This window comes from Janthinobacterium sp. HH102 (assembly GCF_001758625.2).
In the GTDB taxonomy this organism is placed as follows: domain Bacteria; phylum Pseudomonadota; class Gammaproteobacteria; order Burkholderiales; family Burkholderiaceae_D; genus Janthinobacterium.
In genome coordinates this window covers 521,721-537,789 of the sequence record NZ_CP062062.1, presented here as the reverse complement: position 1 = coordinate 537,789, position 16,069 = coordinate 521,721, and the positions used below count along the sequence as shown (strand labels likewise).

The 16,069-nt window shown below is 62.5% G+C and carries 13 protein-coding genes; all 13 read right to left on the bottom strand.

Annotated elements, in window-relative coordinates:
- Nucleotides 1–90: 90 nt before the first annotated feature.
- Nucleotides 91–1,062 (bottom strand): glycoside hydrolase family 43 protein, encoded by a 972-nt coding sequence (locus JAB4_RS02410; RefSeq protein WP_070219037.1) that lies wholly within the window; start codon nt 1,060–1,062, stop codon nt 91–93.
- Between the two features lie 4 nt (nt 1,063–1,066).
- Nucleotides 1,067–2,041, bottom strand: a complete 975-nt coding sequence (gene yjfF / locus JAB4_RS02405) for a galactofuranose ABC transporter, permease protein YjfF (RefSeq protein WP_070219036.1) — start codon at nt 2,039–2,041, stop codon at nt 1,067–1,069.
- Nucleotides 2,038–3,123: an ABC transporter permease gene (locus JAB4_RS02400; RefSeq protein ID WP_070300408.1), complete on the bottom strand. Its 1,086-nt coding sequence runs from the start codon at nt 3,121–3,123 to the stop codon at nt 2,038–2,040. The genes yjfF and JAB4_RS02400 overlap by 4 nt, the downstream gene beginning before the upstream one ends.
- Nucleotides 3,120–4,661 carry a sugar ABC transporter ATP-binding protein gene (locus JAB4_RS02395; protein WP_227742083.1) on the bottom strand — a complete coding sequence of 514 codons (1,542 nt, stop codon included), beginning with the start codon at nt 4,659–4,661 and terminating at the stop codon, nt 3,120–3,122. The genes JAB4_RS02400 and JAB4_RS02395 overlap by 4 nt, the downstream gene beginning before the upstream one ends.
- A gap of 9 nt (nt 4,662–4,670) precedes the next feature.
- Nucleotides 4,671–5,645, bottom strand: coding sequence for an ABC transporter substrate-binding protein (locus JAB4_RS02390; protein ID WP_070219034.1), 975 nt, complete (start codon nt 5,643–5,645; stop codon nt 4,671–4,673).
- Between the two features lie 160 nt (nt 5,646–5,805).
- On the bottom strand, nt 5,806–6,831 hold the full coding sequence (locus JAB4_RS02385; RefSeq protein ID WP_070219033.1) for an arabinan endo-1,5-alpha-L-arabinosidase: 1,026 nt from the start codon (nt 6,829–6,831) through the stop codon (nt 5,806–5,808).
- Nucleotides 6,832–6,896: 65 nt separating this feature from the next.
- Nucleotides 6,897–8,447, bottom strand: coding sequence for an alpha-L-arabinofuranosidase C-terminal domain-containing protein (locus tag JAB4_RS02380; protein WP_070219032.1), 1,551 nt, complete (start codon nt 8,445–8,447; stop codon nt 6,897–6,899).
- Between the two features lie 208 nt (nt 8,448–8,655).
- Nucleotides 8,656–9,423 carry an SDR family oxidoreductase gene (locus tag JAB4_RS02375; protein WP_070219031.1) on the bottom strand — a complete coding sequence of 256 codons (768 nt, stop codon included), beginning with the start codon at nt 9,421–9,423 and terminating at the stop codon, nt 8,656–8,658.
- A 75-nt stretch (nt 9,424–9,498) separates the two neighbouring features.
- The gene (locus JAB4_RS02370; protein ID WP_070219030.1) at nt 9,499–11,076 is read right to left on the bottom strand and encodes an aldehyde dehydrogenase (NADP(+)); all 1,578 of its coding nucleotides are present in this window, start codon (nt 11,074–11,076) and stop codon (nt 9,499–9,501) included.
- A complete protein-coding gene (araD1, locus tag JAB4_RS02365) occupies nt 11,073–12,065 on the bottom strand; it encodes an AraD1 family protein (protein ID WP_070219029.1) in 993 nt (330 codons plus the stop codon). The genes JAB4_RS02370 and araD1 overlap by 4 nt, the downstream gene beginning before the upstream one ends.
- Before the next feature lie 12 nt (nt 12,066–12,077).
- Nucleotides 12,078–13,820: an IlvD/Edd family dehydratase gene (locus JAB4_RS02360; RefSeq protein ID WP_070219028.1), complete on the bottom strand. Its 1,743-nt coding sequence runs from the start codon at nt 13,818–13,820 to the stop codon at nt 12,078–12,080.
- 196 nt (nt 13,821–14,016) lie between these two features.
- Nucleotides 14,017–15,087, bottom strand: a complete 1,071-nt coding sequence (locus JAB4_RS02355) for an aldose epimerase family protein (RefSeq protein ID WP_070219027.1) — start codon at nt 15,085–15,087, stop codon at nt 14,017–14,019.
- A gap of 18 nt (nt 15,088–15,105) precedes the next feature.
- Complete coding sequence (locus JAB4_RS02350; protein ID WP_070219026.1) at nt 15,106–16,053, bottom strand: glycoside hydrolase family 43 protein; 948 nt, start codon at nt 16,051–16,053, stop codon at nt 15,106–15,108.
- Nucleotides 16,054–16,069 lie beyond the last annotated feature (16 nt).

Below are 16,069 nucleotides of genomic sequence, written 5' to 3'. Positions count from 1 at the left end.
TAAATCATATCATGATCGATATCAGTTTCTCACTGAGATCGATCTTATTGATATCGGTGTGTCTCCTTTTTGTGCGTGGTCAACGAGCGGTCACGATGCCTTGCAGGCGGCGCTCGGGTTGGCGGCCGGGCCAGCCGTTTGCTGGATGAATTCGATCGTGCCGTCCGGCTTGTATTTCAGCTCTTCCACAGCCACGGAACGCCGGTATTCTCCACCGCCGGGCAACTTGTCGTTGTGATAGAAAATGTAGGACTTGCCGTTGAACTCGATGATGGCCTGGTGGATGGTTTTCACGACGGCATTCTTGTCCATGATGGTGCCGCGGAAATGCCACGGCCCCGTGGGCGTCGGGCCCGTCGAATACGCTGTTTCCTCGGGGAAGTTGCGCGAGTACGACAGGTAATACGTGCCTGCATGCTTGTGCACATACGCCGCTTCCGTGAACGCATCCATGCCGAAGGTCAGAATCGGGCCGTCCAGCTCCGTCATGTTGGCTTTCAGCTTGGCGTACTTCAAGACCGTGTTGCCCCAGTAAAGATAGGCCTGGCCATCCGTATCGATGAAGACGGCCGGGTCGATGTCGTCCCACGGGATCGCCGTCTGCTTCGTCATGTCATTCGTGATCAGGGCGCTGCCGCGCGCGTCGACGAACGGTCCCGTCGGGCTGTCGGACACGGCCACGCCGATGGCCTTGCCGGGAATGGTCTTGTGGTCGACGGTGGAGTAGAAATAATATTTTCCGTCGCGCTTGACGATGTCGCCGGCCCAGGCATCCTTGCCGGCCCAGGCAAAAGTGGAAAAGCGCACGGGCGAGCCGTGGTCCGTCCAGTTGGCCATGTCGCACGAGGAATACACGCGCCATTCATGCATGCGGTAATCCGTGTCAGTGGCGCTCGCCTCATCGTGGCCGACGTACAGATACACCCTGCCATTGTCGACCAGCGCGGCCGGGTCGCCCGTGTAGATGTTTTTCACGATGGGGTTGGCCGCCTGCGCGCCGCATGCCGCGCAGGCGAGCGCCAGCGCCATGCCGATGGTGGCACGTGTGTGTTGCTTGAACATCAGATTAACTCCCCTTGGTATTTTTCTGGCCCATGGCCATCAGTCTTTGCACGACGCAAAAGACGAACAGCAGGCCGCCGATGACGATCTTGGTCCACCACGAACTGAGCGTGCCGTCGAAGGCGATCAGGGTCTGGATGGTGCCCAGCACCAGCACGCCGGACAGCGCGCCCGCCACGTAGCCGTAGCCGCCGCTGAGCAGGGTGCCGCCGATGACGACGGCGGCAATCGCGTCCAGTTCCGTGCCTTGCGCATGCAAGCCATAGCCGGACAGCATGTAGAACGAAAACAGCACGCCGCCGAGCGAAGCGCAAAAGCCGCTGAAGGCGTAGATCAGCACCTTGGTGCGGCCCACGGGCAAGCCCATCATCAGAGCCGACTGCTCGTTGCCGCCGATCGCATACACGGCGCGGCCGAACGGCGTGGCGTGCGCCAGCCAGATGGCCAGCAGTAACGTCAGCACGGCGATGACGACGCCGGGCGACACAAAACCGCCGAGGAAGCCCAATTGCGTCTGCGACATGGCGACGAACAGCGGATCGGCTATGGTGATGGAATTGATGCTGATCAAGTAGCACAAACCGCGCGCCAGAAACATGCCGGCCAGGGTGACGATGAAGGGCTGCAATTTGAAGTAATGGATCAGCGCACCCATGCCGGCGCCAAACACGGTGCCCAGCGCCAGCACGGTGACGATTACCAGGAGCGGCGGCCAGTGCGCCACGTTCAGCAGCCAGGCAGCGATCATGGTCGACAGGGCCAGCACGGAACCGACGGACAGGTCGATGCCGCCGGAAACGATGACGAAGGTCATGCCGACGGCGATCACCAGCAAAAAGGCGTTATCGATCAACAGGTTAAAGATCACTTGCGTCGACAGCAAGCCCGGATAGGCGGCGCCGCCCAGGCCCAGCATCACCACCAGCAGCAGGACCGTGACGAGCGAGGTGAAATACGGGGTGTGCAGCAAGCCCTTCATGCTTTTCTCCGATGCAGCAATTGCTTGAATTCCGACGATTGCGACAGGCAGACGAGGAACACGACGACCGACTTGACGACCATGTTCACTTCGGGCGGCACGCCAAGCGAATAAATGGTGTACGTCAGGGTCTGGATGATGAGCGCGCCTATCATGCTGCCGATCAAGCTGAACTTGCCGCCCGCCAGCGAGGTGCCGCCCAGGGTGACGGCCAGGATGGCGTCGAGTTCCAGCATCAGGCCCGCATTATTCGCGTCGGCGCTCTTGATGTTCGAGCTGATCATCAAGCCCGACAAGCCCGCGCAGGCGGCGCAAAACACGTAGACAAAGAAAATCAATGTCGCCGTCCGGATGCCGGCCAGACGCGCGGCGACGGGGTTGATGCCGACGGCCTGGATGAACAGGCCCAAAGCGGTTTTCCGCATCAGCACGGCGGTGATGATAAACACGGCCGCGACGAGGAACAGGGAAAAGGGCAAGCCGAACAGGTAGCCGCTGCCGATGAAAAAGAACGGTTGATAGTAGACGGTGACGATCTGGCCATCCGTCAGCAATTGCGCCAGGCCACGCCCGGCCACCATCAGGATCAGGGTCGCGACGATGGGCTGCAAGCCCAGGCCCGCCACCAGCACGCCATTCCAGGCGCCGCACAGCAGGGCCGCGCCCAGGGCCGCCGCCAGGGCCCAGCCCATGGGGATATTGCTCACGTAGGTCGGCACGCCGTTGTCCATCACCATGGTGCCGCCGATCAGCATGGCGGCCACGGTGCCGGACAGGGCCACGACGGCGCCCACGGAAATGTCGATGCCGCGCGTGGCGATGACGAGGGTCATGCCCAGAGCCGCCAGCATCAGCGGCGCTGCGCGGTTGACGATGTCGATCACGCTGCCGTACAGGTGACCATCGCGGATTTCCAGATGGAAAAAGCGGGGGATGGCAAAGAAATCGACCAGCAGCAGCAAGCACAGCGCGGCCAGGGGCCGGCTCAGGGGGTGGTGTAAAACGGTATGCACAATGGAAGAATCCGTGGTGGCAGCCGCCCGGGCCGCAGGGGCGGCGGGCGACGATGTGGTCATGCTCATGCTGTCTCTCCGGCAATCACTTGCAGCACGGAACTGTCATCGAGTTCGCCGCGCGCATAGTCGCCGCACGCCTTGCGGTCGCGCATGACCACAATACGGTCGCTGCAGCGCAGCACTTCGGGCAGTTCGGACGAGATGAACAGAATCGCCATGCCCTTGCGGCACAGCTTGCTGACATAGCTCATGATTTCCTGCTTGGCGCGCACGTCAATGCCGCGCGTCGGTTCGTCGAGAATCAGCATGGCGGGCGAGGTCACCAGCCAGCGCGCCAGCAAGGCTTTTTGCTGATTGCCGCCCGACAGGCTGCCGATCGGCGTCTCGATGCTGGCCGTCTTGATGCCGAGCGCCTTCACATATTCGTCGGCCAGCGCCTGCTGGCGTTTGAACGGGATGGCGCGCAGCAAGCCCGTACGGGCTTGCAAGGCCAGGATGATGTTTTCGCGCACGGACAGCGACAAAATCGCGCCCTCGTGCTTGCGGTCTTCCGAGCAGAAACCGATATCGCGGGCAATCGCGTCGCGCGGCACATTGAAGTGGCGCGGCTGGCCCTGCATGGTGATCGTGCCCGAGTCGGCCTTGTCGGCGCCGAACAGCAAGCGCGCCAGTTCCGTACGGCCAGAACCGAGCAAGCCGGCCAGGCCCAGCAATTCACCCTGGCGGATGTGGAAATCCATGGGCAGCAAGGCGCCCTTGCGGCCCAGTCCTGTTGCTTCCAGCACAGTCGGGCCGAAGCTGGCGGCGCCCGCTTCTTGCGCCAGATCCAGTTCTTGCGCCTGCGTATCGGCCGCCACGCCGATCATCTTGTTCACCAGCGCCAGGCGCGACAGTTCGCTGCACGCATACTCTCCTTCGCGCTCGCCATTGCGCATGACCGTGATGCGGTCGGAAATAGCGTAGGTCTGGTCGAGAAAGTGGGTCACGAACAGGATCGCCATGCCCTGCTCGCGCAGACGGCGCAGCACGGAAAACAGCAGATGGACTTCCGCCTCGTCCAGGCTGGACGTGGGTTCGTCGAGGATCAGCACGCGGGCCGAAATATTCAGCGCGCGCGAAATGGCCACCATTTGCTGGATGGCCAAGGGAAAGCTGGACAGTTGCGCCGTGACATCGATATCGATCTGCAATTGCTGCAGCAAGGCACGCGCCTGTTGCTGCATGGAACGCCAATCGATAGCCCCAAAGCGGCGCGGATAGCGGCCGATAAAGATGTTTTCCGCCACCGACAGGTTCGGACACAGATTGACTTCCTGGTACACGGTGCTGATGCCGAGCGCCTGCGCATCCGAGGTGGACGCGGGGGCGATGTGCTTGCCGTCGAGTAAAATCTGGCCGCTGTCGGGCGTGTAGACGCCCGTCAGCACCTTGATCAGGGTCGACTTTCCGGCGCCGTTTTGCCCCATCAAAGTGTGCACTTCACCCGGATACAGGCGCAGGGCAACGTCGCTGAGGGCTTTGACGCCGGGAAAGGACTTGCTGATGCCGCGCAACTCCAGCAAGGGAGCTGGCGCGGCAGAGTGATGCGCTTGCGTCTTCATCATGCGGCAAGCTTAGTACTTACGGTTCGGGAATTCCTTGGCGGCCACCTCGGCAGGGAACACGCCTTCCACCGTTGTGATGCGCGCCGGCACGGGTTTACCGGCCACCACATCGCGGGCGATGGACATCAGTTGCGGGCCCAGCAGCGGGCTGCATTCGACGGTGACGTTCAGCTTGCCGGCGATCATGGCCTCGAACGCGCCTTTGACGCCATCGATCGAGATGATGATGATGTCCTTGCCCGGCTTCATGCCCGCTTCTTCGATGGCCTGGATGGCGCCGATGGCCATGTCGTCATTGTGCGCGTAGAGCACGTTGATCTTCTTGCCTTCGGCCTTCAGGAACGCTTCCATCACTTCCTTGCCCTTGGCGCGCGTAAAGTCGCCCGTTTGCGAACGGATGATCTTCAGCTTGGGATTCTTGCCGATGACTTCCTGGAAGCCTTCCTTGCGGTCGATGGCCGGCGCGGAACCGACCGTGCCTTGCAGTTCGACAATGTTCAGTTGCGCGTCCGGGGTTTTCTTGGCGTGCTCGAGCAGCCATTGACCGGCGCGGCGGCCCTCTTCCACGAAGTCGGAACCGATGAAGGTCACGTACAGCGATTTGTCGGCCACGTTGACGGCGCGGTCCGTCAGGATGACGGGAATCTTGGCGGCCTTGGCTTCGCGCAAGACGGTATCCCAGCCCGATTCCACGACCGGGGAGAAGGCGATCACGTCGACCTTTTGCGCGATGAACGAGCGCAGGGCCTTGACCTGGTTTTCCTGTTTTTGCTGCGCATCGGCAAATTTCAGGGTGACGCCATCCTTCTTGGCCGCCTCCTTGATGGAGACGGTATTGGCGGTGCGCCATTCGCTCTCGGCGCCCACCTGCGAAAATCCCATGACGAGGGGCTTGGCGGCAAACGCGGACGAGGTAGCGAAGGTGGTGGCGGAAGCGGCCAGCAGCATGGCGCTGGCGAGGAGTGTGCGGCGTGTCAATTTCATTCTTGTCTCCAGTTTTTTTTGGAATACCATCACAGCCGGATGCCGGATGGGCGGTTTTTTATGAACCCATGGTAGGAGAAAGCAACATAGCCATCCAATCAATTCTTTTTCGCTTGCGATACCGATTTGCATATCACCTGCCGCCCATCCCCTGCTCCGCTTACCGTTTGGCGACCGGCAATTCGCGGCTCTGGTAGCGGTTCAAGTCGCGCGGGTCCACCTGCGGCCAGCCCTCCTTGTCCCACGTCATGGGCAATATCTTGAGCTTCTGCAAATAGTTGTCCGCCGTTTCGTACGCGTGCAGCACCAGGTAATCCTTGCCGTCAAACGTGTAGGCGCTGTTGTGGCCCAGTCCCTGCCAGTCCTTGTCGCCTTTCAATACCACCGTGCCGCCGCCCTGCGCCATGTCGCGGCCATCCTTGTCCAGATACGGCCCCGTCACGCTCTTGGCACGGCCCACGGCCAGGTGATACGTGCTTTTTTCCTTCTGGCAGCACAAACCCCAGGAGACGAAGAGGAAGTAATCGTTGCCGCGCTGGAAGATGAACGGCGCCTCGATTTCCTCGGGCGCGGGCTTGAATTCGCCTGCCCGTGGCGGCAGCGGCGCGCGGCGCGCCAGCGAATGCCACTCTTGCGGTTCCGCAATGGTTTTCCAGTCCGCGTTGAGTTTCACCAGCTTGATGCCGTTCCAGAACGAGCCGAAGGCCATCCACGGCGTGCCCTTGGCATCGGTGACGATGTTCGAATCGATGGCGTTCCACTCGTCGCGCTCGGGCACCGATTGCAGCAGCATGCCCTGGTCGACCCAGCGGTAATCGGGCGAGCGGGGATTCAGGGTGGTGTTGACGGTTACGCCGATGCCGGACGTGTTCTTGCCGAAGCCGGACACCGAGTAGTACAGGTAATATTTGCCGTCATGGAACTGCACGTCGGGCGCCCAGATATGGTCGTCAAACGACGGTGCGGCCGTCTTGGCCCAGGTCGGCTGGCCCGCGAAGACGCGCCCTTCCGGCTGCCAGTCGCGCATATTCTTCGAGCTGTAGAAGGTGATGCCGGGACCCGTGCTGTACAAATAATACGTGTCGCCTTCCTTGGCCATCACGGGGTCGTGCACGCTGACCTGGGCCGCCTGGACGGGGCTGAACGCAAGCATGGCCGCCAAGGCCATCATTGTCGAAAATTGCATCGTGTTCTCCACATGGCCAGCCGGCCCGTCATGCGGGCCGGCTGGATACCTCAAAATCGGCAGGTTTATTCGACCGCCACCACCACCACCGCCTTGGCGGGCACCGACACGGTCAGCTTGCCGCCTTGCGCCTGGGCATTGAACGCCACCGGCTGCACGGCTTGCGGCTGCGCAAAGCTGTTGACGGCATCCATCTTGCCTGCGGTCAGCACGCGGCCCGTGACCTTGGCCGCCGGCTTGCCGGCCAGCGCCACGCTCACGTCGACGGCCTTGTGCGGATTCGTGTTGACCAGCGACAGATACACCTTGCCATCCCTGGCGCGCGCGGCCGAGGCGCTCACTTCAGGAATGCTGACCTTGCCCAGGCTGTACTTGCCGTTGCCTTGAATAGCGACCGGCAGCGAGGTGGCGTCCTGGAACGGCACGTACATTTCAAACGCGTGATACGTAGGCGTAAGGAAATATTTATCCTTGTCCGTGATGATCATGGCCTGCAGCACGTTGACCATTTGCGCGATATTCGTCATGCGCACCCTGTCCGCGTGGGCATGGAAGATATTGAAGTTCAAGGCGGCGACCAGCGCATCGCGCAAGCTGTTTTGCTGGAACAGGAAACCCGTGTTGGTGCCCGGCTCCACGTCGTACCAGGTGCCCCATTCATCGACGTACAGGCCCGTCTTTTTCGACGGGTCGTTCTTGTCGATGGCGGCGAGATTGTTCTTGATCAAGCTATCGATGCGCAGGGTGCGGCTCAGGGTGGAAATCCACTCGTTTTCGCCAAAGCCCGTGGCGGCGCCCTTCTTTTCCCACACACCGGTCGGCACCGTGTAGTAGTGGAAACTGATGGCATCCATCATGTTCGGCTTGATCTCGCGGCTCAGGGTGCTGGACCAGCTGGTGTCGTCGTCATTGCCGCCGCTGGCGATGAATTTCGGGCGCGCGCTTTCCGGCGTCTTCATGAAGGTGTGATAGTGCTTGTACAGGTCGGCGTAGTACTGCGGGCGCATGTTGCCGCCGCAACCCCACGCTTCATTGCCGATGCCAAAGTAATCGACCTTGTACGGCTGGGCGCGGCCATTCTTGCGGCGCAACTCGGCCAGGGTCGATTTGCTGTCCGAGGTCATGTATTCGAGCCATTCGGACATTTCCTGCGGCGTGCCGGAACCGAGGTTGCCGTTGATATAGGTCTGCGCGCCCAGCAACTCGGCCAGGTCGAAGAATTCATGCGTGCCGACGGCGTTCGACTCTTCCACGCCGCCCCAGTTGGTGTTGACCTTGGTCGGGCGCTGGGCGCGCGCGCCGATGCCATCCTTCCAGTGGTATTCATCGGCAAAGCAGCCGCCCGGCCAGCGCACCAGCGGCACGTGCAACTGTTTCAGCGCACCCAGCACGTCATTGCGCCAGCCCTTGGTGTTCGGAATGCTGGACTCCGGCCCCACCCACATGCCTTCGTAGATGCCGGTGCCCAGGTGTTCGGCGAACTGGCCATACACGTTCTTGTTGATCACGGGACCAGGCCTGGCCACGTCGATGGTGACGCTGACGGGCGCGGCAAAAGCGCTGCCGACGGCCATGGCCAGGCTGAGGGCTACGATGCTGGTATGGATGAATTTCATGCTGTCTCCTGTTTTTTAGTGAAAAGCAAGGGCCGGGATCAAGCCGGCATTGGATGTGGCGATGCCTCTCCGGCTACGGAGTGGGAGGCATACACGAATGGGGTAAGGCGGGAAGGCCCGCGGCCGACAAAACGTCCAGGGCTAGGCGCCTTGCCGAAGACAGTACGACAGTACGGCTAGGCAAGGCAACAACGCCCTGGACGTTTTGTCAGACCCAGCCGGCATCGACGATGAATTCCTGGGAGGAGCACATCGCGCCGTCGTCCGACGCAAGGAACAGCACCATGGCGGCGATGTCCTGCGGCATCAGTTTATTGGGCAGGCACTGGCTTTTCTTGATTTCCACTTCCGCCGCGTCGTCGACCCACAGCTCGATCTGGCGCTGCGTCATGACCCAGCCGGGCGTGACCGTGTTGACGCGGATATTGTGAGCGCCGTAATCGCGCGCCAGGCCCCGCGTGAGGCCCACGACGGCCGCCTTGGTGGTGGCATACACAGGGTAGCCGCCCGACTTCATGTGCCAGGAAATCGAGCTGACGTTGATGATGGAGCCGCCGCCCTTGCGCTTCATGCCCTCGAAGACGGCCTGGCAGGTGAAGAACATGGGACGTTGATTGATCGCAATGCGCTCGTTCCAGTATTCCAGGGTGACGTCCTGCGCCTGGTGGCGCTGGTCGTTGGCCGCGTTGTTGACGAGAATATCGAAGTCGCCCAGCTTCTGCGCCAGTTCCGCCATGACGACTTGCAAGGATGGAATATCCGTGATGTCGCAATAGCGGAACAGGGGCGCCGTCATGCCCGCTTCAGCCAGGCGGCGGCACAGGGCCTCGCTCGCTTCCACGGCGATGTCGACAAACGCCACCAGCGCGCCCTGGGCGGCAAACTCCGCCACCAGGGATTCGCCGATGCCGCTGCCGCCGCCCGTGATGAACACGCGCTTGCCCTGCAAGCTGCCATATTTCGCCAATTGCTTCATCTTGTCTCCACCTGTTTATTTTTATGTACACGTGCACCACAGCGTACCGCATTCGATATGCGGCTCGCCGTGTTGTTATTCCTTGCCCAACACGCCGTCCTTGCGGCGCCAGATACTGAGCGGATTATCATCGCGCAGCGACTCCGGCAGCAAGTCCTGCGGCAGGTTCTGGTAGGACACGGGGCGCAGGAAGCGGTTGATGGCCGCCGTGCCCACGGAGGTGCTGCGGCCGTCCGACGTGGCCGGGAACGGGCCGCCGTGCACCATGGCCGTCGACACTTCCACGCCCGTCGGGAAACCGTTGGACAGGATGCGGCCCACGCGGCGCTCCAGCACGGGCAGCAAACGGCGCGCGTCTTCCAGATCGCCCGCATCCATCTGCAAGGTGGCCGTCAGCTGGCCTTCCAGGCTTTCCGTGATCGCCAGCATTTGCTCCATGTCGCGGCACGCCACCAGCAGGGAGGCGGGACCGAACACTTCGTCGCGCAGATCGTGCCTGGCCAGGAAGGCCTCGCCCGAGGTCACGAACAGGGCGGCGGCGCCCTTGCCTTCGTCGCCCGTGTTTTGCACCAGCGGCGTCACGTCCGCGTGCTGCGCCAGCGCGGCCACGCCCTTGGCATAGCTGCTGGCGATGCCAGCCGTCAGCATGGTGGCGGCAGGGGCCGGCGCCAGCGCTTCGGCGGCGGCGGCGGCAAACGCCGTAAAGTCCGGACCTTCCAGGCCCAGCACGAGGCCGGGATTGGTGCAGAACTGGCCCACGCCCATCGTCAGCGAGGCGGCAAAACCGCTGGCGATCGCCGCGCCACGGGCAGCCAAGGCTTGCGGCAGCACGAACACGGGGTTGATGCTGCTCATTTCCGCATACACGGGGATCGGCTGCGGACGTTCCGCCGCCACCTTCATCAGGGCGATACCGCCCGAACGCGAACCCGTAAAGCCCACGGCCTGGATGGCCGGATGGGCGACCAGCGCCTGGCCGATACCGTTGCCCGTGCCCGTCAGCAAGGCGAACACGCCTGCCGGCAGCTTGCAGATGGCAATCGCTTTCACAATCGCGCGCGCCACCAGCTCGGATGTGCCCGGATGGGCCGAATGGGCTTTCAGGACGACAGGGCAACCGGCAGCCAGGGCCGAGGCCGTATCGCCGCCGGCCACGGAGAAGGCCAGCGGGAAGTTACTGGCCGCAAACACGGCGACGGGACCCAGGCCGATCATGCGCAAGCGCAAGTCAGGACGCGGCGGCACGCGGTCCGGCAGCGGGCTGTCGATACGCGCATCGGTCCACGAGCCTTCGCGCAGCAAGCCGGCGAACAGTTTTAATTGACCGACGGTGCGGCCGCGTTCGCCTTCCAGGCGCGCGCGCGGCAAGCCGCTTTCCGTCATGGCGCGCACGATCAAGTCATCGCCCAGTTCGCCGATTTGCGCGGCGATGGTGTCGAGGAAGTCGGCGCGCTGCGCATCGCTGGTGGCGCGGAACGGGTCGAACGCGGCTTGCGCCAGACGGCAGGCTTCGTCGATTTGCGCTACGTCAACCATGTGGAAGGCGGGCGCGATGTGTGCGCGCGCGGCCGGGTCCCACGCTTCGAAGGAGCCGCCATTGCCCTTGACGGCGACGCCGCCGATCAATGCATCACCGGTGATATTGAAACTCATAATGTGCTCACTTTCGCAAATTCGGTTGGGAAGACGTCGAGGCGGTTGCGCAAGGCAGGGCCAAAGGCCGGCGCTTCGATTTCAAAGGTTTCGCCCGGCGCCACGCTCACGCCATCGGCAAAGCTCAGGGTGGCCGTGCCGAAGAAGTGCACGTGCACGTCGCCAGGGCGCTTGAACAGCGGATACTTGAAGTGATGGTGCTCGAGGTTGGCGATCGTGTGCGACATATTGTCTTCGCCGCTGACGAACGCTTTTTCCCAGCGCACATTGCCGGCCGTATCGAGCACGCGCGAGGTGCCGGCGATATGCGCGGGCAATTCGCCCACCAGCAGGGCCGGGCCCACGCTGCAGACGCGCAGCTTCGAGTGGGCCAGGTACAGATAATTCTGGCGTTCCGTCACGTGATCCGAGAATTCATTGCCGATGGCGTAGCCGACCCGGTAGGGCTGGCCGTCATCGCCGATCACGTACAGGCCGGCAATTTCAGGCTCTTCGCCGCCATCGAGGGCAAAGTCCGGCATGCGCAGCGGCTGGCCGCTGGTGCGCACGATGGAGCCGTCGCCCTTGTAAAACCACTCGGGCTGGGCGCCGGCCGTGCCGTCGACGGGCTTGCCGCCTTCCACGCCCAGGCGAAACATTTTCATCGAGTCGCTCAAGGATTCGGCGTCGCCGCCGATCTTCTTGTGCATGGCGTCGCGCGCGCCGGCGCTGCCCAAATGGGTCAGGCCCGTGCCCGTCACGTAGCAGTGCGCCTCGTCCGCATGGTCGAGCGGCGCCAGCAGGCGGCCGCTGGCGGCCACGTCCGCATACGCATGCGTGGCGTTGCCGACGCTGGCGTTCACGAGTTCCGCCAGGTTGACCTTCTTGCGGATGGCGTCTTGCGCCAGCGCATAGGTCGTGTTGTAGCCTTCGATGACGCGGATGACGTCGTCTTGCAGCAGGCCGACGAGGCGGCCGCCGTGTTCATTCGTAAATTGCAGCAACAGCATAATGGTCTCCGCTTAATGTGAGTGGCGCGGCACGGCGGAACCGCGATTGCCGACCAGGAAGTCGAAATCGCAGCCTTCGTCGGCCTGCAACACGTGTTCGATGTACAGCTGCTGGTAGCCGCTCTTCGGGCCGGGCGCGCTGCCCAGTTCGCGGGCCGCCAGGCGCTCAGCGATTTCCGCGTCGCTGATGTCGATGTTCAGGCTGCCGTTGTGGCAGTCGAGGGCGATCATGTCGCCGTCGCGCACGATGCCCAGCGGGCCGCCGGCCATCGCTTCCGGCGCCACGTGCAAGACGACAGTGCCGTAGGCCGTGCCGCTCATGCGCGCATCCGAAATGCGCACCATGTCGGTGATGCCTTGCGCCAGCAGTTTCGGCGGCAAGCCCATATTGCCCACTTCCGCCATGCCCGGATAACCTTTCGGGCCGCAATTTTTCATCACCAGCACGGAGTTCGCATCGACGTCGAGATCCGGATCGAGGATGCGCGATTTATAGTGCTCGAAATCCTCGAACACGACGGCCTTGCCCCGGTGCTGCATCAAATGCGGCGAGGCGGCCGATGGTTTCAGCACGGCGCCGCGTGGCGCCAGGTTGCCGCGCAGCACGCAGATGCCGCCATCGGCCAGCAACGGGTTGTCCAGGGTGCGCACCACTTCGTCGTTGTAGATCGGCGCTTCGACGCAGTTGTCCCAGATCGACTTGCCGTTGACGGTCAGCGCATTCTTGTGCGGCAGCAAATCGCCCTCGCCCAGGCGGCGTATCACGGCCGGCAAGCCGCCCGCGTAGTAAAACTCTTCCATCAGGAAACGGCCCGACGGCAGCAAGTCGACGATGGTCGGCGTGCCGCGGCCCGTTTTCGTCCAGTCTTCCAGTTCCAAAGGCACGCCGATGCGTCCGGCAATGGCTTTCAGGTGGATCACGGCATTGGTCGAGCCGCCGATGGCCGCGTTGACCTTGATGGCGTTTTCAAACGCCTCGCGCGTCAGCACTTTCGACAGGCGCAGGTCTTCGTGCACCATTTCAACGATGCGGATGCCCGACATGTGCGCCAGCACGTAGCGGCGCGAATCGACGGCTGGGATGGCCGCGTTGTGCGGCAAGGACGTGCCCAGCGCTTCGGCCATGCTGGCCATCGTCGAGGCCGTGCCCATGGTGTTGCAGGTACCGGCCGAGCGCGACATGCCCGATTCGGCCGACATGAACTGGTGCAAGGTGATCGATCCCGCCTTCATCTGCTCGTGCAACTGCCACACGGCCGTGCCGGAACCGATGTCCTTGCCATTGAGTTTGCCGTTCAGCATGGGGCCGCCGCTGACGACGATGGTGGGAATGTCGACGCTGGCCGCGCCCATCAGCAATGCCGGCGTCGTCTTGTCGCAGCCGACCAGCAGCACGACGGCGTCCATCGGGTTGCCGCGGATCGATTCTTCCACGTCCATCGAGGCCAGGTTGCGCGTCAGCATGGCTGTCGGGCGCAGATTCGATTCGCCGTTCGAGAAGACGGGGAATTCCACGGGGAAACCGCCCGCTTCCAGGATGCCGCGCTTGACGTGTTCGGCCAGCTGGCGGAAATGCGCGTTGCAGGGCGTCAGTTCGGACCAGGTATTGCAAATGCCGATGATGGGCTTGCCGTGAAATTCGTGGTCAGGTATGCCCTGGTTTTTCATCCAGCTGCGGTACATGAAGCCGTTCTTGTCCTGCGAGCCGAACCACTCGGCCGAGCGCAGGGCTACCTTCTTTTTTGTCTCAGACATGCCATTCTCCTGGTTGTGCCATGCCGGATCTAATGTCGTCGGCCCGGGCAGCGATGTTGGAATACTAAAGAATCCTGCCATGCCTTTCCAATCAATTTTTAATGCGTTCCGATATCGAAAACGATATCAGCATGCGCCAATGAAAACGCCCTGCGGGCACGTGGCGGCAGGGCGTGGGCGATTTTGGCTGGGGCGCTTACTCGGCGGAAAAGCGGTACACGGTTTCCGTCCGGTATTCCTCGCCCGGGCGCAAGATAGTGTTCGGGAAATGCGCCTGGTTCGGCGCATCCGGGAAATGCTGGGTTTCCAGGCACAGCGCGCTGCGGTAGCTGATGGCGCGCAGCTTGCCGTACTGGTTGCTGTCGAGGAAATTGCCGGAATAAAACTGAATGCCCGGTTCCTGCGTGTACACCTGCATCACCCGGCCCGATTGCGGCTCGCGCACCATGGCGGCCAGGTTCAGCAACTGCCCCGGCTTTTGATTCAGCACAAAGTTATGGTCAAAGCCGCGGCCGATGCGCAGCTGCTCATGCGGCAGGTCGATGCTGTCGCCGATGACGGTAGGCTGGCGCAAGTCGAACGGCGTGCCGGCCACGTCCGCCAATTCGCCCGTGGGAATCGACCCCGCGTCGACGGGCAGGTAGCGGTCCGCGTTGACGGACAGCACATGGCCGAGGATAGTGCCCTGCCCCGCCAGATTGAAATAGCTGTGGTTAGTCAAGTTGATGGGCGTGGCCTGGTCCGTGACGGCGTGGTAGCGCAGGCTCAGCGCATTGTCGTTGTCCAGTGCATAGGTCAAGGTGACGTCGAGCTTGCCCGGGTAGCCATCTTCGCCGTCCGGGCTGCTGCGCGTGAACGTGATGCCCACCGCGTCATCGTTCGCGAACGGCGCGGCCTGCCACATGACCTGGTGAAAGCCCTGGTTGCCGCCATGCAAATGATTGGGCGGGTTATTCACGGCCAGCTGGTAATCCTTGCCGTCGAGACTGAAACGGCCCGCCGCGATGCGGTTGCCGTAACGGCCGATGACGGCGCCCAGGAAAGCGCTGTTGTGCAAATACGGTTCGAGGCGATCGAAACCGAGCACCACGTCGGCAAACGTGCCGTCGCGGTCAGGCACGTGGATTTCGCTGATGATGGCGCCAAAGTCGAGCACTTTCACCTGCATGCCCTGGCGGTTCGTCAGGGTAAAGGCCGTCACTTGTTGGCCATCGGGCAGGATGCCGAACGGCGCCTGCGTCACTGAAACAGAATCAACTGGGGTCATGGCGTCGGGTCCGGAACGTTACAGGGTCGATGAGCGGCCAAACACGGGCATGCCTTGCGCATCCCAGCGCAGCGGCTTGACAAAGGTGTGGCGATCCGGGTTCCACAACGGGTCGCCGACGATTTCCGTGTACGTGCGGGCATGGTACACCAGCAACACGCCATCGCCATCGGCGGCCGTGGTAAAGCTGTTGTGGCCGGGGCCATAGATGCCGTGCTCGTAGCAGGTGGCAAACACGGGATCAGGCGACTTGGTCCAGGAAAACGGGTCGAGCAAGTCGGCGGACTCGTCAGCCCACAGCAGACCCATCGCATAGTTTTCATCGGTGGCGCTGGCCGAGTAGCTGATGAATATCTTGCCATTGCGTTTCAGCACGGATGGTCCCTCGTTGACCCAGAAGCCACGGATTTCCCAGTCGAATTCCGGCTTGCTCAGCATGACGGGCGGGCCGGCCAACTGCCACGGCGTGGCCATCGGTGCGATGTACAGGTTCGAGTTGCCCTCGATCGCGACATCCTTCTGCGCCCACAGGTAGTACAGCACGCCGTCGTGTTCGAACGTGGTGGCGTCCAGGCAGAAGGTGTCGATGCCCGTGTCGATCTGTCCCATGAATTCCCACTCGCCTTCCAGCGGGTTGGCGTTCGTGTTACGGATCGCATACATGCGGTGCTGGAACAGTTTATGTTTGATTTCGCGGCTCGGCGCGGCGGCAAAATACACATACCAGGCGCCCTGGTTGAAGTGCAGCTCAGGTGCCCACACCAGTTCGCTGTACGGTCCCATGTCCGGCTTGTGCCACACGTCGATCGTTTGCGCGTCGGCCAGGCCGGCGATGCTGTCGGCGCGGCGCAGTTCGATGCGGTCGTACTGGGGTACGGAGGCCGTGAAGTAATAATAGCCGTCGCTGTGGCGGTAGATATGCGGGTCGGCGCGCTGTTCGATCAGCGGGGTCAATACGTCTGCCATGTTGCTTACTCCATTC